The organism is Henriciella pelagia (genome assembly GCF_002088945.1).
Taxonomy (GTDB): domain Bacteria; phylum Pseudomonadota; class Alphaproteobacteria; order Caulobacterales; family Hyphomonadaceae; genus Henriciella; species Henriciella pelagia.
In genome coordinates this window covers 11205-31886 of the sequence record NZ_NCSU01000016.1, presented here as the reverse complement: position 1 = coordinate 31886, position 20682 = coordinate 11205, and the positions used below count along the sequence as shown (strand labels likewise).

Genomic DNA, 20682 nt, shown 5'->3' with positions numbered 1-20682 from the left:
GTCCGTCTGGTTGGCATCCGTACTTGCGAAGCGCTGCGATCTGGCAGTCGCCTCGCGGTCGGAGGCCGCATCGCTCGCCTCCTGTCTCGGGACGATTATAAATAGGGGTCCTATATAATTGCAGGCGTGTTTCCAGTGCTAACGTCAAATAGCGTTGAGCCAGATCGTGGTCTGCCAGTGGGGAGGTAATTCAGGACGATTGGAGCGAAATCCAGACGATCGGGCAGGGCGCCCTCTAATCCGGAAGGCTACACTATTGAGATAATTCACCAAATTCGTGCCAGGCGGCACGTGAACAATGTGGAGGATTCCTCATGCCTGACGGTAACGCCCATACGCTGATCGATGAGAAAGAACGTTTTCAGACGGTTGCACCGACCACCAGCTATGGCGGCAAGTTCAAGCGCGGAACGGCTGAACTGGTTGGCCGCAAGGCACGCGCGATCTTTGGCAGCATTCCCGGACTGGGTTTCCTGAAGCGCAGGTATGACGAGCCGCGACTGCAGGTCCTTTCGTCCGAGAGCAGCTTCATGGCCAATTGGTACAAGAAGCCTCACGGTACGCCCGACAAGCCGGATTCCATCCGCGAAGTGCCCTGGGACTATGTCGAGGAGTATCAGGAGGAAATCCCGTTCTTTGGTCTGCGTGAATACTGGTATCCGGCACTGTTCTCCGATGAGCTCAAACACAATGAGCACAAGGCGATCAAGCTTCTGGGCGATAATGTCATCCTGTTTCGCGACAAGGATGGTAGCCCCTGCGCGCTGGAGAACCGGTGCCCTCACCGTGGCCCGCTCCTCTCGCTCGGTCAGGTCAATGTCTGGGATGTGGGCACGATTACCTGCCGCTATCACGGCATGACCTTTAACAAGCACGGCGACTGCGTGGCATTCCTCGCGGATGGACCTGACAGCCCAGCCTGCAAGAAGGTGAAGGCTGTATCCTACCCTGCCACAGAGGAAGGCGGTATCATCTGGGTCTATATGGGGGTCAAGGAGCCGAAACCGCTTCTGGACTCAATGGCGCATATCCGGGAAGTCCTGGCTGACGATGTTCTTGTGCGCAACCGGATGGAAGTGCCCTACAGCTATCTCAACCAGCTCGACAATACCGTCGACATGACCCATGTCGGCTGCCTTCACCGGACCTGCTATCTCTTCGGTGACCAGAAGATGGGCGGGGGCGTGAAATTCGAGATGCTGCCGGGCAATGGCGTCTACGCATCGCTTCGCGAGGAAGGCGGTCACGGGGGCACAAAAGCGATCGACGACATTCGCTGGTTCATGCCAAATCTCGTGCACCACGGTCGTGAATTCATGGAAGGCGGCGTCCATGGCCTGTTCTTCTGGTTCGTACCTAACGATATCGGCACTTTTACCGGCTGGCTTATCGGGGCGATCGATTCCTCGGTCGTCTCCAAGCGCAAGGCCAAGACCATGTCCTTCATGCTGAAAAAGGCCCTGCAGTCAGATCAGCTGCCTGGCATGGCCTGCTTCGTCGGCGGTGATGCCCCAATGCAGATGTCGCAAGGCCGTATTGCACGCTGGGACAAGGACCAGCTCGCGCGTACTGACCGGGCGGTGCTCAAGGTCCGTCAGATGATGAAGGATGCGCACAAGGAAGAACAGGAAGAACGCCGAAAGCGCGGCCTGGATCCCCTCGCGCACCGTGTCACGACCCGAGCTGGCGCTTCGGCGGGATAATCCCCTCCGGTCACAGTACAATTCGTATGGGCGGCAGCTCCAGGCGGCCGCCCATCTGCTTTTGCGCGGACGTAATAGCGGCCCCGGTTCTGGATGATTTCAGGGTTCAGTCCGGCTTCGATTCTTCCGCGTCTGATCTTTTGGATGGAAGGATCATCGACAGGAAGTGGGGAGGCGGTTCGACAAGACCGCGCTCCTGCATGATGCCGGTCCATTGATCGATCATCGTTTGAAGACGGTCAGGATATTCTGATGACACGTCGTTCGCCTCGTTGGGGTCTGTCTCAAGATCATGCAGGGTCCATTGGCCGCTGCCGAGAGGTGGCTGGATATAGCGCGCCTTCCAGCGTCCGTCTTGCAACGCTCTCGTGCCAAGCGATTGCCATGCGGCTGGCGTAGAGAGGCTGGCACCCTTCCCGGGGCGCTCTAGGGCACTTATGAGCGAGCGCCCCTGCGGCGGGATGGTACCCTTGCCGACGATCAGGGCGTCCGCCGACACGTCCGACACCTCCAGAATGGTTGGCAGCACGTCGAGTGCGGTTGCGTAGTCGCGATAGAGGTCGCCAGCATGGCGGCCATCAGGAAAACGTATGATCGCGGGCACACGGATCCCGCCTTCTCCCACAGTGCCCTTGAAGAGGCTGAAGGGGGCCGATGAAACAAGTGACCAGTCCAGCCCGTAGGAAATATAGGATCCGCGGCGGCCATAATTCTCAAGCCTGTTGTCGAATGTCTGCTCGATCCAGGCGTTATTCATTGGCGCCTCTTCCTGGAAGGAGGGGTCGGGGCCATTATCGGATAGGAAGATGATGAGCGTATCATCCAACTGCCCAAGCGCCTCCAGCCGTTCGAGCACCCTGCCGACTTCATGGTCCATACTGGCGACCATGGCGGCATAGACCTCCATGCGCCTTGCCATATCAGCCTTCTGCTCCTGCGAGAGATCGTTCCACCGGCTGGAAAGCTTGATCTCTGGGCGCGCCGCCGCTTCTGCCGGCACTACGCCTTTCTGGCGGGCGTTTTCGATACGGTCAGCGGCGATCGCCTCGAAGCCCGCATCATAATGCCCGGAAAAGCGGGCGATCCAGTCATCCGGGGCATGAAGGGGCGAATGGGGCGCGGTAAAAGCGAGATATCCAAAAAACGGCCTACCATCATTGGCGGCCTGTTCCAGATTCTCGATCACGCGGTCGGCGTAATAGGTCGAGGAATAGAAGCTGTCAGGCAGGCGGGCAGGCTGGCCGTTCTCGACATAGGTCGCCTGCTTCTTTCGGGCATTGTACCCATATCCGTCGCTGAAATGGCTGGCTGCGCCATCGACGAGCACGAAACTGCGTTCAAAGCCCCTTTGGTCTGGAAGCGCCTCCGGAGTCGCTCCCAGATGCCATTTGCCGGCTATGAATGTCATGTACCCTGCCGCCGATAGATGTTCGGCTATGGTCGATACACGCGCGGCAAGCTGTCCCTCATAGCCTCGCTGCCCCTGCTGCGCTGGTGTCATGAGCTGGGGAACGCTCCCCATGCCTGCATCAAGTGGTGAAACACCGGTCATCAGCATGGCCCGCGTTGGGGCGCATGATGGCGAAACATGGAAATTTGTGAAAAGGACGCCCTCGCGGGCGAGCCCGTCTAGATGCGGTGTCGGGATTTCGGACCCGTAGGCACCAAGATCAGAAAAGCCGAGATCATCTGCCAGGATAAGGAGTATGTTGGTCGGGCGATCCGGGTTCGCCGTCTGGCTGGCGGGTGCCTGCGGAGCCTCGAACTCGCCTCCATGACCTTCTCCGGAGCAGGCGCCGAGCACGCTGAACAGTATGGCCAGTCTGAGTCGATGGCGGGGCATGGCTGCTTGCTCCTTTGGCAGGATTAGAATCCGGAATGGCTGGTGACCAACTTCGCCCGGCGGGAACGGTCTCCATCGATTTTCTGGGTATGCGCATTGTTGAAGGTGAGCGCCTCGTGCGTCACGAAGGGACAACGAGCCCGGAGGGAGGCCCACACAGGGGCGGCTCTGTTCGTTCGGGTCATCGTTCTGTGTCCTTGATATCGGCTTCTGTCCTGTCGATGACGTCCTGACGGGTTACGCCGGGTGCGAGTTCAGCAATCGCTATCGCGTCCCCGAGAATGTCGAAGACCCCCAAATCGGTGATCACACGGTCGACAACGCCCTTGCCGGTCAGCGGAAGGTGGCAAGCTTTCAGAAGTTTCGGTTCGCCCGACTTGGCGCAATGGTCCATGATGACGACAACCCGCCTAACGCCGGCGACAAGATCCATGGCACCACCCATACCCTTGACCATCTTTCCAGGGATCATCCAGTTGGCGAGGTCACCATTGGCAGCGACTTCCATGGCGCCCAGAATGGCCAGGTCGATATGGCCGCCCCGGATCATGGCGAAACTGTCAGCCGAGGAGAAATAGGAGGTTTCCGGTAATTCGGTGACGGTCTGCTTTCCGGCATTGATCAGGTCTGGGTCTTCCTCGCCCGGATAGGGAAAAGGGCCCATCGCCAGCATTCCGTTTTCCGACTGCAGGATAACCTTGCGGCCCGGCGGAATATGGTTTGCGACCAGCGTGGGGATGCCGATGCCGAGATTGACATAGAACCCGTCCTCGATTTCGGCGGCGGCACGACGGGCCATTTCGTCTCTTGTCCAGGTCATCAGGCAGTCTCCCGCTCACGATTGGTCGTGAATTCGATGCGCTTGGCTTGGGAGGATTTTACGATCCTCTGCACGAAGATTCCGGATGTGTGGATGTGGTCGGGATCAAGCGTGCCGGCCGGAACAATGCGCTCGACCTCGGCGACCGTCACCCTCCCTGACATCGCCATCATCGGATTGAAGTTTCTTGCCGTCTTCCGGTAGACGAGATTGCCCTCAGTGTCGGCGGTTTCGGCGCGGACAAGGGCAAGATCGGCACGGATCCCCCGCTCAAGGACAAAGGTGTCGCCCTCGAACTCCATTAGCGGTTTGCCTTCGGCAATGACGGTCCCGACGCCAGTTCTGGTATAGAAGCCGGCAATCCCCGCGCCGCCGGCTCTCAGCCGTTCCGACATCGTACCCTGCGGCGAGAACTCAAGTTCGATTTCGCCGGCGAGATAGGCCTTCTCGAATGTCTTATTGTTTCCGACATAGGACGAGATCATCTTGCTGATCTGTCGCGTCTCTATCAGCCGTGACAGTCCGATGCCGTCAATGCCAGCATTGTTCGATACAACGCTCAACCCTTTTACGCCGGTTGCCTGAAGAGCATAGATGAGGCTTTCCGGCATTCCGCAGAGGCCAAACCCGCCTGCACAGACGAGCATGTCATCGCGAACAATGCCATTCAGAGCTTCCTCGGCGGATGCATATACCTTTTCTGTCATGTCAGCCCTTTGCCCTTTCTATGGCTGGTTCGATGGGGACCTCACCGCGTGCCTCGGTCCGGCGCTCGACGAGTTTCGGGATCCAGTCGAGAACCTGTTCCAGGACCGGCCGGCCAAATGGCATGGACTGGATCGAGGCAAAGTAGAGGCGCTGGTTTCGGTCGACGAGAAACAGGCCGGGTTCGCAAAACAGCGCAGGTTCGGTCTCGCGTCGGCTGGCCGACAGGAAGAGCTGCCAGTCCCTTGCCGCCATCAGGCTCAGTCCATGTCCAAGCGGCAGGGTTGAAAGGTCAAGGTCATTGACAGACGCTTTCGCATCGGCACGCGAGCCCATGGAGACGGCGACAGAGGATGTCCCTTGCGCAGCGAAATCTGCGTGCAGCTCATCGAGTGCTTTCAGGTATTCCTTGCAGACACTGCAATGGCGATGTCGGTAGAAGACAATCATGGTGAAGATGTCGGGCGCCTGCGCATCGAGGCTCCATGATGAGCCGTCGGCAAGGCCGAACTGCAGGGGCGGGGCAGGCTGACCGGGACGAAGTACCGGCACGGTCAGGCGTCCTGCCGTTGCGGCCGAGAGGATTTTCGGCCGAGCTCGACCATGAACATGGCCGTAGAATATGAAGAGACACAATAGGGCACGCAGTAGGTCAGGAGGACCTTCCAGTAAGGGGGGATGGCGCCCCCGATCATGCCGTCGCCCTGATTGATCAGCACAAGGATGGAGCCAACCAGCAGGCCAACTTTCAGGGCACGCTTGACCGTAACCGGCTCAAGAAGCGCGCGCCTGAATGAGATGGGACGCTGCACATCGGCAAGTGAGGCGGCAGGTAGCGTATCCATCACGGAACCTCCCGCCGCGTGGTTGGGTCGGGGGCGCTGCGTCTCGGCAAGACGAGTTGTATGAGTACGCTTCGCCTGGTCATGAAGGCCGGTCTCCAGCCCATGCGGCCCGGATAATACGCCGGATCCCTGCTTCTTCGAGTGGCCTTGGATTGAAGTACGGGTTTCGGAACGCGATTTCCACGGCCCTGTCGATTTCCGATTCAGGCATGCCCAGATCCCTGAGCCCAGCGGGCGCACCGCCTTGGCGAGCGATGTCGAAGAACTTGCCCGCCGGATCATCACTTCCCGTTGCGCGCTTCAGCGCTGTCATGGCGTCCGGTATTGCGGGGGCATTATAGGCGAGGGCATGAGGCAGCACGATTGTGTGGGTCTCGGCATGGGGCAAGTCGAACGAGCCGCCGAGCACGTGACAGAGCTTGTGGTGCAAAGCGACGCCGCCGGAACCGAGGCAGACCGCGCAGAGCCAGGCACCATAAAGGGCATCGCTCCTGGCATCCGGGTCCTGCGGTGAAGCCACAATACGCGGCAGGGCCCCGAAAAGAGCCGATATACCCTCTTCAGCCATGAGGCTGAGGACGGGATTGGCTTGTTCTGCGTAGAGGGCCTCAACCGCGTGAGCGATTGCGTTCATGCCGCTGGTTACGCTCATGCCCACAGGTAGCGACAGAGTGAAATTGACATCGTAAATGACGGTTTCCGGAAGGACTTTGAGCGTTTTTTGTGTGGTTTTCTCGCCTTGCTCGGTTTGACCAATGATGGACGTCATTTCCGAGCCCGCATAGGTCGTGGGCAGAACGATTTGAGGCGTGCCGTTTCGCAGCGCGATCGCCTTGCCGAGCCCGATCGTCGATCCGCCGCCAATCGAGACGACGCAGTCCGCACCGGCTTTGTCATACGCCTTCATCGCTTCTTCCGTCACCGCGACAGGGGTATGCATTGCCGCACGGGTAAACATGCCGGCAGCAAGGCTTCCGAGTTCTTCGGTGATCTGCTCACCTTGTGGGGCCTGGGGCGGAGTCGTCAGCACAAGCGCGCGGCTCGCTTTGAGGGCCTTGATTTCTTCGGCGAGCACGGAGACCGTTCCAGACCCGAAGATGACGCGGGCAGGCAGTCCGGTGTAGGTGAATGGTCGCAAGTCTTCCTCCTGCTCTCAGACGAGAGCACAGTGTCTGTGTACGTTGTCCTGATCTGCAGCCTAGAGAAGCGTTCTCAGCATCCGGTCCCTGGCGTCTTCGGCAATGGCGCGTTCGCTATGCTTGTCGCTGTCTAGCAGCGGCAGGAAATTATGGCCGACCCCATCATAGACCTTGAGCGTCATGGCCCGCACCTCCGGAGACATTTTCTCCAGTTTCTCGATATTGTCGCGCCCGACCGAATCGTCATCGCGCCCGACAAGCATGGTGAAAGATTGGTCAACCTCCGGAAGATAGTCGAACGGGACGGGAAGCGGGTCCTCATTGGGAAGCCCCTGTGGGAATCCGTAAAGGCCGATCAGATCGGCTGAGAGACCCCGGCGGGCAAGCTCGAAAATATAGAGACCGCCCAGGCAGAAACCGACAACACCGGTCACCTGCTCTTCACGGCAGAACTGCTCGAACCGATCGAGGAAACTTTTGTCATCTACCTTGTTACGGCGGGCAAAGGCAGCCTCCCGGGTAGCTTCCGGCAAGTCGCCGAGACCGTAAAAGGTGTCCACGAGATGCACGCGAGCTCCCTTCTGAGCCATCAATGTCGACAGGCCCTTATAAAATGGGTTGCAGCCATAAATATCGGGCAGGACGGCGATTGTTTTCTCTGCTGCCGGGTCGCCCCAGGTGAAACCGGCGACCGTGCGGTCGAAAGGCTCGGCCGGGGCGGGCGCCGGAAACGCTTTGACGGCATGACCATGACACATGAAAAAGTCTCCCTTGCGATCAGGCTGATGCGGTTTCGACAGCGCGCTGGACCGTGAAGTCGACATCGAGGACGACCTTGCCGTTCTCCCTTATGACCGGCTTCACGAATTCGGGCGGGACGATCCCTTCGCAGCAATCGTCCTCAACATAGTCACCGCCCTCGAAATAGACCTGGGTCGTCAGTTCCTGAAAGCCGTCATGGCGGATCTTGTAGTGGACATGCGCCGGACGCCAGGTGTGCCTGCCCATCATTTCAAGCAGGGCGCCGACAGGACCGGTATTGGGAATTGTATAGGGGACAGGAACGCGCGATTCCACTTCATAGCGGCCGGCAGAATCGGTTGTGAGCTTGCCGCGATAGAGATCCTTTGGCAGCTCATCATGAATGCCGCCATACTTGCCGTCATGGGTCGAGGACCAGACGAAAACAGTTGCGCCGGGAAGCGGATTTCCATCCTGGTCGCGGATTGTGCCGCGAAGCAGGAGCGGGTCGCAGCGGTCATCGTCAAGCACCTTGAGCTGGCCATCGACTTCGGGAACGTCCTCGATGAAATAAGGCCCTTCCATGTCGGAGGGCGATACGCCAGGCGCGTTTTTCTCATTGATATTGCTGACAATGGTCGAATTCAGGAACAGGTCCACAAGCAGGGGCAGTTCGCCGGATTGGGCGATCTTCATCAGATAGGCGATACCTGCACGGTACTCCTCGAAGGTGACATCCTTTTCGCGGACGGCATGACGCACGCCCTCCACGATTGCGCTGACCACTTCGTCGGCCCTGTTATTTGCCATGACTGCTCCTCCGCATCTTACTTGCCAATCCTGACCCCAATTGGCCCAGGCTGTGATTGATCTCAGAGTAAAATCCAGCCATCATACCGTCTAATACCTTTTTCCGGGGTTGGGGATACCGTTTTGGTATCGTTTGCCATGTCCGACCCGTCTAGAGCAGGAGTCTTCGTGGCTGTTCCGAATATTCGCGTGACCGAACTTGTGGCTGGTCTGGTTCAACTTGTTCCCGGGACAAGGTACGAGGTTCCTGCTCCGGGGGTCTCTGCCATCTATCTGCCCGAGGATGGCCCGATCATGGTGCAATCAGGCGACAGGAAGGCCGTTCAAGTCGAGAAGGGCGGGCTTTGCAGTCTTCCAAAAGGAGGCATGCATACCCTTCATGCGCCCGGTCATCCGCTCGTCAGGCAAGGACACCTTGATCCGCCGTTTCCGATTGATCCACCTCATGGAGATGGGCCCGTCATTTTTGCTGGCCGTATGCCGAGCGTGTCGAATCCGCTCCCCGATATCGTTCCGGACATCATCGTTCTAAGTCGTGCTGAAATGCGCCAGGAGCGTCAGCTCGACCTGATCTTCAGCCTGATCCGAGAGAATGCGCTCACACCCGAAGAAGACCGCACCCAGATTACCCATAGGCTTGCAGAGGTCGCCGCGATAATTCTTCTCGAATATGTGCTGAGAAGTCTCAAATCGGACGGGCTCAACGCGGCCGCTGGTGTCGGCGATCCTCATATCAGGAAGGCGCTTCTGGCCATCCATGAAAACCCCGATGAGGCTTGGACGCTCGACCGTCTTGCCAGTCAGGCCGGCCTGTCGCGGTCTGTGTTTGCACAGCGCTTCCGCGAGATTGTTGATCAGACACCGGTCGACTATCTGACCAGGATCCGCATGGCCCGGGCAACCCGGCTGCTTCGGGCCAATGAGCTGTCAGTCTCGGAAATCGCCTTTGAAGTGGGCTACAAGTCCGACGCGTCGTTCCACAAGGCTTTCAAACGGATGATCGGCGTGAGTCCAAATGCCTACCGCAAGCAGAAACGGAAGGGTTAAAGATCCAGCACGAGCGTTGAATTAGGTTTCGCGCGCGACACGCAGACTGCCATGATTTTTCCTTCAGCCTGTTCCTCTTCGTAGAGGCAGGAGTCGCGATGGACTGGTTTGCCTTCCACGACTCCTGTCAGGCATGTCCCGCAGACGCCTTCTGTGCAGGAAACGTCTATATCGAAACCATTGGCTTCAAGCACTTCGAGAATAGATTGGTCTGAACCGACGGAGAAGACCTGTCCTGTGCTCTTGATTGCAATTTCAAAGCTTCCAGTCCCGCTTTCAACTGTCGCGTTCGCAGATGCCGAAAAGCGTTCCTGGCGAACCCTTCCGGCCGACCATCCGCGCGTCAAATTTGATACCTCGTCCAGAAACCTTTCGGGACCGCAGACGTAAAGCTGGGTGCCAGCATTGAGGCCGGGTAGAAATGCTGCCAGGTCGAGGCGTCCGGAAGTGGTTTCTTGACTAAAATGATAGTGAACGCGCCCTGCCCAGGCCGCAGACCTTATCTCGTGATAAAAGGCAAGATGGTCGGGCGAACGGGCACATAGATGGACCTCGAAGGAACCGCTGCGTGCATGTAGCGCATGGGCCATTGAAAGGATTGGAGTAACGCCGATTCCGGCGCCAATCAGACAATAGTGCCCCTGACCGGCATCAAGGCGGAAATGATTTCGCGGTGAAGAAATCTCGACCTGGTCGCCAGTCATGACACGATCGCAAAGCGCAAGGGACGCACCACGGCCATCAGGCTCGCGGAGAACCGCGATGCGGTAAGCGTCGTCGCCAGGCCCTGCAGGCTCGACCAGAGAGTATTGGCGGATCAAGCCGTCGGCGACATGGACATCGATATGCGCCCCCGCTTCGGCAGTTTGAAAGGCTTCTGCGGGTACGCGCAGCTCAAAGGCAAAGACATTCCGCGCCACTTGAGTCTTGTTTGATACTTCTGCTGTGATCGTCTGCGCCACAAGGATCTCCCTGACCAAGTTCAAGTCATTCCTGATGCTAGGGGACGGTGGTTTCGGACCGCAGCCCAAATCGTCCTGAAATCTTGTCTGAGTGTCCTGTGGCGCAGTTCCATTACTGCTTCAGAAGTCTTTCCTTACTTGTAGCATGATCGTTCGGCCTTCACCGACCAGGGGGCCCCTGGGGTTGGCAGCGGCGTATTGCGGCTGATTGCTGAGAAAGGTCGGCGCGCTATAGAGGAGAATATCGTCCTCATCGGTGAGATTCTTGGCATTCACCGCAATCTCCCAGCCACTCCGTTCCGATTCCAACCCAATGCGCAAATCAATCAGAGTGTAGGCATCAGCCCTGTCTGGCTCGGCATTCGTACCGTCAAATGACATCTCGCCGGTATGGTTAGCCTGCAGGCGTGTGTTGAGTTGCCAGCCGGTGCTGCCGAGCGAACGGTGACCGGCAAGATAGAGATTGCCTGAGAACTCAGGGGCGAAGGGCAGAGGATTGCCGGTGAACAGCTCCTTGTACTCAGTGTCGAGATAGCTGAATGACCCGCCAAGCTGGTAAGTGTCGGTGATATTGAAGACGCCATCCATTTCCACACCAAAGATTTCAGCATCGGCATTGAACGTCTCGAAGCCAATGATCTGGGTGTTCACGACCTGGTTTTGAAATCCGTCAATCTCTGTGAGGAATACCGCGCCATTGAGCCTCGCGCGCCCTTCAGCCAGGGTCGACTTGAAACCTAGCTCATAATTCGTGGCTTCCTCTTCCTCGATGCTGAGGAAATTGGCAGGTAGCGGAAGGAAAAGACCGCGTGCGAAGAATTCGTACCCACCAGCCTTGGTGCCCTTCGCGTACGTCGCATAGAGCAGCACATCGTCCGCCGCTTCCCATTCTGCCGTGACGACAGGATCGAGGCTTTCCTCATCACGGCGGAGCGCTTCAGCATCGCCGGGATTCTCGAAGGTGAAAACCTGGTCAGCGGTAGCGGATGCAAAATTATGCACAGTAGTCTGCGTGGCGACGGGACCGAAGTAGCGGAAAACGTTTGGGTCGAAATCCTTTTCCTCACTCGTATAGCGCGCGCCGGCCGATACGCGGAAGGAATCGGTGAAGTTCCAGGTCAGTTCTGCGAAGAGTGAATAGGCTTCCGCTTCCTGCGTGGCGTCGATGACATCGGTAAGGAAAGGCGGATTGGGCGGCGTCGTGAGGCCCAGCGCAGCGAGGAGCATGGGATCTGACGGAATTGGCTGGGTGATGCTCTGCAGGGCTTCATGTGTCTGCTCGAGATAGAGGGCGCCGAGCACATACTCGAATTGTCCGCCGCTTGGCGAAATGAGCCGGACTTCCTGGGACCATTGCTCGAATGTCTCATCCGTTGTCGACGCTGCCAGACCAATGGCGCTGCGGTCCAGTCCGTCCGTGAACTGCATGCCATATGAGGAGTAACCACTGATCAGTTCCAAGGAATGAGCGCCAAGCGCCCAGTCGACCTGCAGGGCAACATTCTCTGTCTCATTCTCCGATTGGTCTCCTCCGGGCGGATAGGTCTGGGACAGGGGGCCGAATGCCGCGCCGGAAGACAGCCTGTCATCCAGTACGCATTCCACGACCGCACCGAACGGCCCGGCGATTTCCGTCACTTCCGGATTGGCGCATGCGAGCTGGAACCGACGGCTCGCTTCACGCTCTGCATGCTCGTATTTGAGATAGGCCTCAATATCGGAGCTGAGGTCCCATTCCAGCCCGCCGCGGATGGCGGTTTCCTCATACCCGCCAGCGCCCCCGCCAGTCGATGTGTCACGCAGATAGTCGCCGCGGTCTGTGTAGCGAACGGCCAGACGCCCGCGTAGTGTATCGGTGAACGGTCCTGAAATAACGGCTTCACCGAAGGAGCCTTCATTCTCGATCTCATAACCTGCCGACAGACTGGCCAGGAAATCATCCGTCGGCCGTGCGGACTTGATGCTGACAGCGCCGGCTGTCGCATTCTTGCCGAAGAATATGGCCTGTGGGCCACGAATGATCTCGACGGCCTCAAGATCGAAAAAAGGGGCCAGAAACTGGCCCGAACGCCCGCCAAAGACGCCATCAATGAAGAAGGGTGCCGACTGTTCAATGCCGAGATTGCCACCCGTCGAGCCGAGGCCGCGGATCGCTACGGTGCGCTGGAAGGGCGATTCTGCCAGGGTGACGCCGGGAGTTTCTGGAACGAGGCTCTCAATGTCGATGATTCCACGTGTCGTTATATCCTGACCGCTCAGAGCGGTAACGGCCACGCCAACATCTTGGAGCGACTCCTCGCGGCCTTGCGCAGTAACGGTTACGGTCTGCAGGCGACGATCATCCTCGGCCGGCTCAGAGCCGGCTTCCTGCGCGATCGCGTTCAGTGAAAAGGCCAGGCTACTTGCGCCCAGCACGAGCGAACGTCTCAACAACGTCGAGCGTAACATCATTAATTCCTCCCAAATGTTATTTTGGGGGAAGCTAGTCAGGTGACGGATGATGCGGCCAATACTTTCAGAAATTCTTGTCGATACGCATTCGGTATTGTGAGACTGTTTTTCGATTGCGAATGCTATCGAATTGTACTCGCCGGCTGTTAGGCCACCTCCCGCGACCGCTCCGCGCGGAACTGCCGCAGCGTACTCAGCATCGCTTTCAGAATGGGCGATGTCTCAGACTTGCGATAGACGCAGTTGACTGGGCATTCCAGGCGCAGTGTTTCAAGCGGAATGAAGCGCACACCTGACCAGCTGAAATCTGCCACAGTTCCCGGCACGATGGTCGCGCCTGCCCCGATGGCTGTCAGTGTAAGCGCCGAGCGCACGTCCTCGGCAACAGTCTCAACCCGGGCCGAAACATTCTCTCGCTTTAGAATGCCAAGGACTTCATCTGCAAAGTTCGGCCGGCCACGTCCGGGAAACACTATGAGGGGAACCTTGTCGAAAATGGACAGGCGCTCTCCCACCGGGGGATCATGCTCGAAATCAACCGAAACGGCGACTGAGAGGCCTTCCCTGAGGATTTCCTCAACCACGATACCGGGCTCGGGAGGATAGTAGCGGCCAAATCCAATATGGATCTGACCTGATTGCAGGGCGGCGACCTGTTCGCCCTTGCTCATGCGATGCAGGGCAATGCCGACATCGGGAAGGGCGCTATGGAAAGCCTGAAGCAGCTCGGGCACGACCCGGTAGATGGGCGATCCAAAATATCCCACCTCCAGCGTACCGAGTTCTCCACGCTGAGCGGCTCGGCTTCGCTCCATGCCGCGCGCCACCTGGGCCAGTGTCTGGCGCGCATCTTCGAGGAACACCTCACCCGAGGTGGTCAGTTCTGCGCCTTTCGTGGTCCGCCTGAGAAGCAAGACACCGAGCTCGTCTTCGAGTTTCTGGATCTGGCGGGTAATGGGCGGCTGAGAAATATTCAGCCGACGCGCTGCAGCTCCGAAATTTCCTTCTTCGGCCACAGCGACAAAATATTTGAGCTGCCTGAGTTCCATGGCTCCGCCCAGCGGGTTCTTCTCACACTGTGATACAGGCTAGGCAAGTTTTTCCCGGGCTTCAATACCGTTTCGGTATTTAGATGGATTGAACTTGGTATTTTACAGGCGCCTTTGCTCCTTCCTAGCATCGCTCGAAACATATCGGGCCTGCTTTGTTAGGCCCCGAACGAGGTCAGCATGAGCAAACTTACTATCCAGTCCATCGAGGCAATAATTGTCGATCTCCCCTTGCGGAGATTGCAGCGCTTCGCCGCTGTCGGCGCGAATTCGACAAGTATTGTGCTTGTGCGCATGCGTACCAAGGACGGTCTGGAAGGCATCGGCGAGGCTGTAACGCCTTCAGGGCCATGGTGGGGCGGCGAGAGCGTCGAAACCATCAAGCTGATGATCGACGAGCAAATTGCCCCGGTGCTGACAGGGACTGATGCGTTCGATCTCGCTCCGTCCATGGCGCGTCTCGACCGCGCCCTGTTCGGCAATGCATTCGCAAAGGCGAGTGTTGAAATGGCGATGCTCGACCTTCAGGGCAAGGCTCTCGGTGTTCCGGTTCACGACCTGATGGGGGGCAAGCGTCGCGCCAGCCTTCCCTGTTCGTGGCCGCTGGCGACCGGCGAGGCTTCAAGTGAGATCGAGGAGGCCGAACGCATGCTTGAAAGCAAACGCCACAACATCTTCAAACTGAAAATGGGGGCCGTCGATCCGGTTCAGGATGTCGAGCGCGCTTGCGCTGTTGCGCGCGGGCTCGAGGGCAGAGCGAGCGTCCGGGGCGATCCGAACGAGATGTGGGATGAAACCACTACCAAATGGGCCGTCCCCCGTATGGCCGATGCCGGCATTGTCATGGTCGAGCAGCCGATGGCGCGATGGAATCTTGCTGCCTCGGCCCGGCTGACCGCTCGCAGCAACTGCGCGATCATGATCGATGAAGGGCTTTGCACGCCGCAGGACATGCTCCGGATCGCAGAGATGCGCGCAGCAGACCTCGTCTCCCTCAAGGTCATGAAATCGGCCGGGCTTCTCGCGACCCGGCGGATAGCTGACATCGCCGAAGCCGGTGGAATATCACTCTACATGGGAACGTTCCTGGAGTGCTCGATCGGTACGGCGGCCAATATGCAACTGTGCGCGACCCTGGCAGATCTGCCCTATGGCGGAGAACTGTCGGGGCCCGGTCTTGTCGCCGAGGATATAGCCGTGCAGGCGGCGCGCTATGTCGATTTCGAACTCCAGCTGGAAGAGGGTGTTGGCCTTGCCGTCGAGGTCGACGAGGACAAGCTGAAAGCGTTTCGGCGTGACCGGACGTATTCCGTTCATGCGTCGCGCAAGTCCATGTCGGCTAAGGCCTGATCGCCTGCAGGGAAATGGGAACTGACCACAGCCAGCGGCGCCTCAACCCCGGCAGGTACAGGGCCTCCTTCTGACGATCACCATCTGGGCACAGATAATTTCTGGTGCCGTTGCATTGATGTAAGCCTTCCGAAGAATTGGTTCTGGTGGCTGGGCAACCGCCACTAAAGGCGCGGAAACATTCGATAAATGCGCGAGACGGAAATTCGTGTGGCGTATCATGCCGGAGCTAATCCTAGAGACTATTGTCAATTTTGCCTTCTACAGGCGCTGCAGGACCGATCCCTGCCCGAAAGCCAGCGCGATGTCGCTCCAGCGCTCGGACAGAGACGGTTCGATTGTCCTGTATGGCAGGTTGCGCCCAGGATTGGAGACCGCCGTGGCATAGGGCACAGGTCTCGTGGGCGACCTGGTCGACAGTTAGTATCTGTAGCTCAGCTGGAGACCAATCTGGCGCGGTGGATTGGGCGCGACAAACCGGCTTGGGCCTGCCTCCAGCCCCCATGCCAGGACGTACTCGTCACTCAGATTCTTGCCATAAAGACGGACGGTGTAGCGGCCATCGGGCGACATCAAGGCGAGGCTGGCATTGTATAGCCAGTAGGCATCCTGCTTCAGGTTCTCATAGTAATTGTTCTCGGTGTAGTATTCCGATGAGTAGCTTGCATCAGCCCGGGCGCTGAAGCTCCAGCGTCCTGGAAGCGTGTCAGTTTCATAGGAGGCAAATACGGTGCCCTTGTGTTCGGGCGCAAAGATGAGGGGATTGCCTTCATAATTGCAGAGATCCACGCCGCCAGCATTCGTCTCGACACGTCCGCCAACGGCGGGACAGGGTGCAGTATTGGCTCCCGGGAAGTCCTCGTATTCGGCTTGCGTGAAAGCATAATTGCCACCAATCTCGACCCCGTTGTCCAGATTGAGGACGATTTCGCTTTCAAGGCCCTGGCTCACGGCCTCTGCGGCGTTCTGAACTTCGAAATTGACCGAGACGGCTCCAGGCAAGGTCCTTGCGACCTGAAGGTCTTCGATCTGCATGCTGAACAGGGTCAGGTTTGCCCTGAGCCGTCCGTCCAGCCCTGTGAACTTTGAGCCGATTTCATAGGTCGTGTTAAGCTCTTCATCGAACTCCGGATCGAGCTGCGGTCGATCGGAAAAACCGCCCGTCTTGTGCCCTTGGGATACACTTGCATAGACCATGAGATCCGCATTCGGTTCGTACCGGAGTGTCAGCGATGGCGTGAACTTGGACTCTTCTCGGCTATCCGTGAAATCGATCTCCTCACCGACAGGTTCACGGGTCGCCGGATCAAGCAGCAGCGGCGTTGCCGGATCGCGTGGATCTGCGCCATAGGCGACCTCGCGCCGGACGAGGTTGAAATCCTTGGTCTCGTTCGACCAGCGACCGCCGATGATGGCCGTCCACTGGTCGGTAAAGTTGTAGCGAAACTGACCGAAGCCGGCGAGGGTTTCAGTCTCCTGGCTCCAGTCTTCGTTGAACGTGCTTGGAAATCCGGGAGCGGGAGGTGCAAAAAACTGAACGTTGGTGTCATCCCGCTGGAGTCTGGTGATTTCGCTGGTCTCGAAATAGGCTCCGACGATGTAATCGAACTTGTCATAGGTTTCGGATGCGAACCGCAATTCCTGCGTGAGACCGGCATAGGCCTCGTCCCTGGAAAAGCGAACGGAGCTGCCGCCGACGCCTCCGTCGACCTGGCTGAACCTGTGTTCGTAATCTACTTCCTGATAGGCGCTTATGGCTGTCAGCGTGCCGAGACCTTCGAAATCCCTTTCGAGATCAAACGTGATATTGTGCATAGTCTGATCGCGCCCCGGACAGAAGGTGCCGGTAACCGGATAGGCAATGGTGCAGTCATAAAAGCTTGTCCAGTTCGGCTCGAAATCATAGGCCGGATTGGCGTCGATGGCCGGATTAGGATTGTCCGTGAAAAGAAAACCGGGCAGGGCCGAGAATATGGTTTCCGAAGGTGTGAGCCCTTCTTCGTCATAGTCCATTCGTTCCAGCTTCAGATTGGCGACAAGATCGGACGCAATATCCCAGCGCAATTTGAGCCGGGCGCCGATGTCTTCCCGTGTCCCGCCATCAGGGCCTTCGTCGAGATTATCGATATAGCCGTCGCTGACGTCCTGGCCGATCCTGGCCATCTCGCCGCAGCCGCACGGGCACAACGCGCGCTCGGGCTCGATGACCTGCTGCACCCGCGGCCTCACGCCGACAGGCGCGCGCCGAGCGCCTGAGCTTTGGGATGGCTCCGGGCTCGGCGCGCTCGTCAACCAACACGCTTTGAGCTATTCAACCAACGGACTCTCCCAATAATCTCGGAACCCATTAGGGGCGCCTCAGGACGTCCATTTTTCCGTCTGCTCCCAATTGGACCGCCCGACTCTAACGATCGGCGGACTCTTGCCACATTTACCTCATGCGCCGCACGAGGGGAGCAGTGTGGCGCTTACGACAGACAATGACTTTTCATCGTGTCATTCAATGGCCGGCTCAGGGTAAAATGCCTGAACCAGCACTGATGGATCGCCTCGTTAGAGCCAGCCCGTGGAGGTAAGGAAGCGCCAAATACTCCAGCCCTGAATGAGGGCACTTTTAGGGGCGGCCAAAAAATGAGGTTTTGTAACTCACTTTCCTTGCCAGCTCTTCTAGCAATAATAGCTTAAAACCGGGAGGCAATACCGATATTGAGGATTATTGGGTCCACCGAAATCTTGCCTCTGACCGGCGCCCCGCCGAGTGTCCCAGAGATATCTGTTTCGAATGGCGTGTAACGTATATCGGCATTAGCAAACCAATTATCGCTCATTTGATAGCGCATTCCAACTTGGACAGCGGGCGCCCAGGCGTCTTTCAAGTCGAAGTCCGCGAGTGCATCCCCTTGTTCTTCCAGAAACAAGATTCGAGCGATACCGGCACCAACATAAGGGCTAACGGATGAATTAGTCGAAAGGTGATATTGAAGCGACAAAACAGCAGGGCCATATTCCGTCTCTCCAACAGGTAGTCCTGTCAAACTGCCGCTCCCTGCAAGATTAGCGCTGGCAGGCAAACCACCAAAGAAGTTCAACGCTACAGATGAATTCAAAAAATAGGAAACGTCGAAACTCAGCGTGGTGTCATCGGTGATATTGACACCAGCCCCGGGTATTGGCGCACCGCCCGCGCTGATTGAATCCAACGTTTCATTCGTGAATACTTTCGCCGCATTCAGGCCAAAAAGCCAGTCGCCCTTGGAGTAAGGCGGTTCCGCCTTTGCGACGCCGAACGACGAAAAGCAACCAAGCATCGTGATTAACACAAACTTCGAGGCAAAAGGCCCTTTGGATTTTACATTAGATTGTTTCATTTATTCCTCTCTTTTGGTCATTTTTTCGCGCCCTTTGCGCGGTCGCAAACAGGCGGAACATGCGATCCGCAAACCCGCTTGCCTGATTTCAGGCTACGCCAGAAGCACGTACCCATAGGCTTCCCGCAGCTTGTTCTTCAGCACCTTACCGGTTGCGTTTCGTGGAAGTTCATCCACAAAAACGACCGTATCCGGGATCTGCCATTTGGCGACTTTGTCAGAAAAGAAGGCAATCAAATCCCTCTCTGACACTTTTGCTCCTGGTGCCTTGACCGCGACAAGGACCGGCCGTTCGTCCCATTTTTCATGTTTTGCCGCGATTGCGGCGGCGTCCACGATACCGGGATAACCGACCGCGATGCCCTCAAGCTCGACGGTGGAAATCCATTCACCGCCAGATTTGATGATGTCCTTGGAGCGATCCCGGATCGTCATGAACCCATCGGCATCAATCGAGGCCACATCGCCGGTTTCAAACCACCCGTCGGCTTCCAAAGTCGTCCCCGGTTCCGCACCGAAATAGGTGTCTACGACCCAATGACCGCGAATGCGAAGATTGCCTTGCGCCGCCCCATCCTCGGGAAGTGTGCTGCCTTCATCGTCAACGATCTTGAGTTCCACGCCATAGGGCGGGCGGCCCTGGCTTTCTCGCACTTTCGCCTGCTCTTCCTCGGTCATGCCTGCATGGCGTTCCAGCAAGGCATTCGCGGTCCCGAGAGGCGAGGTTTCGGTCATGCCCCAAGCGTGCACGACTTCGGTGCCATATTTGTCGCGGAATTCGGCGATCATCGAAGGCGGGCAGGCCGATCCGCCGACCACCGTCCGTGTGAGGGTCTCGGCTTTGGAGCCGAGTTTGTCGAGCGATGCAAGAAGCCCTTGCCAGATTGTAGGAACACCAAGCGCGACCGTCACGCCTTCGTCGTCGATGAGCCGTGCGAGGCTGTCACCGTCAAGCCCCGGACCGGGCAGGACCAGTTTTGCGCCGACCATCGCGGCGGCATAGGGGATGCCCCAGGCATTGACGTGGAACATCGGAACCACCGGCATCATCACTTCGCGCGCAGAAATGTTCAGCGTATCGGGAAGGGCCGCGCCCAAGGAATGCAACACCGTAGAGCGGTGCGAATAAAGAACGCCCTTGGGATTACCCGTGGTGCCGGAGGTATAGCAAAGGCTGGATGCGTCATTTTCGTCGACATCCACCCAATCGGCGTTTTCGTCCCCCGTGGCCAGAAAATCCTCATAGAACACAAGTCCGGGGATTTTGCTGGCTGCTTCTTCGTCACGCGTGGACATAAGGACGAAGGTGTCGACCGTCGTCAGCTTTTCTCTGATCCCTTCGATGAGCGGCAGGAACGTCTTGTCAAAAAAGATGACCCGGTCTTCCGCGTGGTTGATGATATAGACAAGCTGTTCGGGGAAGAGGCGCGGATTGATCGTGTGACATACCATTCCACCGCAGGAAATGCCAAAGTAGCATTCCAGATGCCGCGCGTTGTTCCACGCGATCGTCGCCACGCGATCCCCTTTGAAAAGTCCCAGTTTTGCCAGCGCCGAGCTGAGCTGTCGGGACCGGTCGGAAATACCTTTCCAGTTCGTTTTGGTCTTTGTGCCATCCGTTTCCACCGAAACTATTTCGGTGTCGCCGTGATAGCGCGCTCCGTGGTCGATCAGTGAATGAATGGTCAGTGGCATCGCCATCATCTGTCCGCGCATTTGACTTCCTCTTCGGATTTGAGTTTCAAAGCGGCCTTGTGGTCGTGCTGAACGGCCTGCAAGCTGCTGGTCGCGGCTTGCAGTTTGTTGCAGCAGACTCCATCGCACCCTTGGTACCTGGTAGTGTTTGATT

17 protein-coding genes are annotated in these 20682 nt (G+C 57.8%); 3 read left to right on the top strand and 14 right to left on the bottom strand.

Annotation, left to right across the window (positions count from 1 at the left end; genetic code table 11):
- The first annotated feature begins 314 nt into the window (after positions 1–314).
- Positions 315–1703 carry a Rieske 2Fe-2S domain-containing protein gene (locus B8746_RS16335; RefSeq protein WP_084394783.1) on the top strand — a complete coding sequence of 463 codons (1389 nt, stop codon included), beginning with the start codon at positions 315–317 and terminating at the stop codon, positions 1701–1703.
- A 106-nt stretch (positions 1704–1809) separates the two neighbouring features.
- Here the strand turns inward: B8746_RS16335 and B8746_RS16330 are convergent, their stop codons facing one another.
- The 8 genes from B8746_RS16330 to B8746_RS16295 all read right to left on the bottom strand — a co-directional run bounded on the left by B8746_RS16330 (position 1810) and on the right by B8746_RS16295 (position 8606).
- Positions 1810–3546, bottom strand: coding sequence for an arylsulfatase (locus B8746_RS16330; RefSeq protein WP_084394782.1), 1737 nt, complete (start codon positions 3544–3546; stop codon positions 1810–1812).
- A gap of 181 nt (positions 3547–3727) precedes the next feature.
- Positions 3728–4366: a CoA transferase subunit B gene (locus B8746_RS16325; RefSeq protein ID WP_084394781.1), complete on the bottom strand. Its 639-nt coding sequence runs from the start codon at positions 4364–4366 to the stop codon at positions 3728–3730.
- Complete coding sequence (locus tag B8746_RS16320; protein ID WP_084394780.1) at positions 4366–5073, bottom strand: CoA transferase subunit A; 708 nt, start codon at positions 5071–5073, stop codon at positions 4366–4368. Before B8746_RS16320 ends, B8746_RS16325 begins: the two co-directional genes overlap by 1 nt.
- 1 nt (position 5074) lies before the next feature.
- Entirely contained in the window at positions 5075–5623 is a 549-nt protein-coding gene (locus tag B8746_RS16315; RefSeq protein ID WP_158084676.1) for a redoxin domain-containing protein, read from the bottom strand.
- Between the two features lie 2 nt (positions 5624–5625).
- Positions 5626–5916, bottom strand: coding sequence for a nitrate/nitrite transporter NrtS (nrtS, locus tag B8746_RS16310; protein ID WP_188657463.1), 291 nt, complete (start codon positions 5914–5916; stop codon positions 5626–5628).
- A 79-nt stretch (positions 5917–5995) separates the two neighbouring features.
- Positions 5996–7054: a maleylacetate reductase gene (locus B8746_RS16305; protein ID WP_084394778.1), complete on the bottom strand. Its 1059-nt coding sequence runs from the start codon at positions 7052–7054 to the stop codon at positions 5996–5998.
- A gap of 60 nt (positions 7055–7114) precedes the next feature.
- The gene (locus tag B8746_RS16300) at positions 7115–7813 is read right to left on the bottom strand and encodes a dienelactone hydrolase family protein (protein WP_158084675.1); all 699 of its coding nucleotides are present in this window, start codon (positions 7811–7813) and stop codon (positions 7115–7117) included.
- Between the two features lie 19 nt (positions 7814–7832).
- Complete coding sequence (locus B8746_RS16295; RefSeq protein ID WP_084394776.1) at positions 7833–8606, bottom strand: dioxygenase family protein; 774 nt, start codon at positions 8604–8606, stop codon at positions 7833–7835.
- Positions 8607–8774: 168 nt separating this feature from the next.
- On the opposite strand from B8746_RS16295, the gene B8746_RS16290 reads away from it, so the two are divergent.
- On the top strand, positions 8775–9653 hold the full coding sequence (locus tag B8746_RS16290; protein WP_158084674.1) for an AraC family transcriptional regulator: 879 nt from the start codon (positions 8775–8777) through the stop codon (positions 9651–9653).
- Here the strand turns inward: B8746_RS16290 and B8746_RS16285 are convergent.
- The 3 genes from B8746_RS16285 to B8746_RS16275 all read right to left on the bottom strand — a co-directional run bounded on the left by B8746_RS16285 (position 9650) and on the right by B8746_RS16275 (position 14115).
- On the bottom strand, positions 9650–10615 hold the full coding sequence (locus B8746_RS16285) for a PDR/VanB family oxidoreductase (RefSeq protein ID WP_158084673.1): 966 nt from the start codon (positions 10613–10615) through the stop codon (positions 9650–9652). The genes B8746_RS16290 and B8746_RS16285 overlap by 4 nt on opposite strands.
- A 120-nt stretch (positions 10616–10735) precedes the next feature.
- Entirely contained in the window at positions 10736–13066 is a 2331-nt protein-coding gene (locus B8746_RS16280) for a TonB-dependent receptor (RefSeq protein ID WP_084394773.1), read from the bottom strand.
- Between the two features lie 146 nt (positions 13067–13212).
- Complete coding sequence (locus B8746_RS16275) at positions 13213–14115, bottom strand: LysR family transcriptional regulator (protein ID WP_084394772.1); 903 nt, start codon at positions 14113–14115, stop codon at positions 13213–13215.
- 180 nt (positions 14116–14295) lie between these two features.
- Between B8746_RS16275 and B8746_RS16270 the strand changes: the two genes are divergently transcribed.
- The gene (locus B8746_RS16270; protein ID WP_084394771.1) at positions 14296–15465 is read left to right on the top strand and encodes a muconate cycloisomerase family protein; all 1170 of its coding nucleotides are present in this window, start codon (positions 14296–14298) and stop codon (positions 15463–15465) included.
- Between the two features lie 420 nt (positions 15466–15885).
- Here the strand turns inward: B8746_RS16270 and B8746_RS16265 are convergent, their stop codons facing one another.
- The 3 genes from B8746_RS16265 to B8746_RS16255 form a co-directional block, all read right to left on the bottom strand.
- A complete protein-coding gene (locus B8746_RS16265; RefSeq protein ID WP_084394770.1) occupies positions 15886–17682 on the bottom strand; it encodes a TonB-dependent receptor in 1797 nt (598 codons plus the stop codon).
- Between the two features lie 464 nt (positions 17683–18146).
- Positions 18147–18833: an OmpW/AlkL family protein gene (locus B8746_RS16260; protein WP_084394769.1), complete on the bottom strand. Its 687-nt coding sequence runs from the start codon at positions 18831–18833 to the stop codon at positions 18147–18149.
- 93 nt (positions 18834–18926) lie between these two features.
- Entirely contained in the window at positions 18927–20549 is a 1623-nt protein-coding gene (locus B8746_RS16255; protein ID WP_188657465.1) for a long-chain fatty acid--CoA ligase, read from the bottom strand.
- Positions 20550–20682: the final 133 nt, after the last annotated feature.

Bases quoted from the DNA above. Each gene is read 5' to 3' on its own strand.
- B8746_RS16300 (WP_158084675.1), bottom strand. From the start codon at position 7,813: ATGTGTCATGGTCATGCCGTCAAAGCGTTTCCGGCGCCCGCCCCGGCC.
- B8746_RS16295 (WP_084394776.1), bottom strand. From the start codon at position 8,606: ATGGCAAATAACAGGGCCGACGAAGTGGTCAGCGCAATCGTGGAGGGC.
- B8746_RS16255 (WP_188657465.1), bottom strand. From the start codon at position 20,549: ATGCGCGGACAGATGATGGCGATGCCACTGACCATTCATTCACTGATC.
- B8746_RS16320 (WP_084394780.1), bottom strand. From the start codon at position 5,073: ATGACAGAAAAGGTATATGCATCCGCCGAGGAAGCTCTGAATGGCATT.
- B8746_RS16280 (WP_084394773.1), bottom strand. From the start codon at position 13,066: ATGATGTTACGCTCGACGTTGTTGAGACGTTCGCTCGTGCTGGGCGCA.
- B8746_RS16330 (WP_084394782.1), bottom strand. From the start codon at position 3,546: ATGCCCCGCCATCGACTCAGACTGGCCATACTGTTCAGCGTGCTCGGC.
- B8746_RS16270 (WP_084394771.1), top strand. From the start codon at position 14,296: ATGAGCAAACTTACTATCCAGTCCATCGAGGCAATAATTGTCGATCTC.
- B8746_RS16325 (WP_084394781.1), bottom strand. From the start codon at position 4,366: ATGACCTGGACAAGAGACGAAATGGCCCGTCGTGCCGCCGCCGAAATC.
- B8746_RS16335 (WP_084394783.1), top strand. From the start codon at position 315: ATGCCTGACGGTAACGCCCATACGCTGATCGATGAGAAAGAACGTTTT.
- nrtS (WP_188657463.1), bottom strand. From the start codon at position 5,916: ATGGATACGCTACCTGCCGCCTCACTTGCCGATGTGCAGCGTCCCATC.
- B8746_RS16275 (WP_084394772.1), bottom strand. From the start codon at position 14,115: ATGGAACTCAGGCAGCTCAAATATTTTGTCGCTGTGGCCGAAGAAGGA.
- B8746_RS16260 (WP_084394769.1), bottom strand. From the start codon at position 18,833: ATGAAACAATCTAATGTAAAATCCAAAGGGCCTTTTGCCTCGAAGTTT.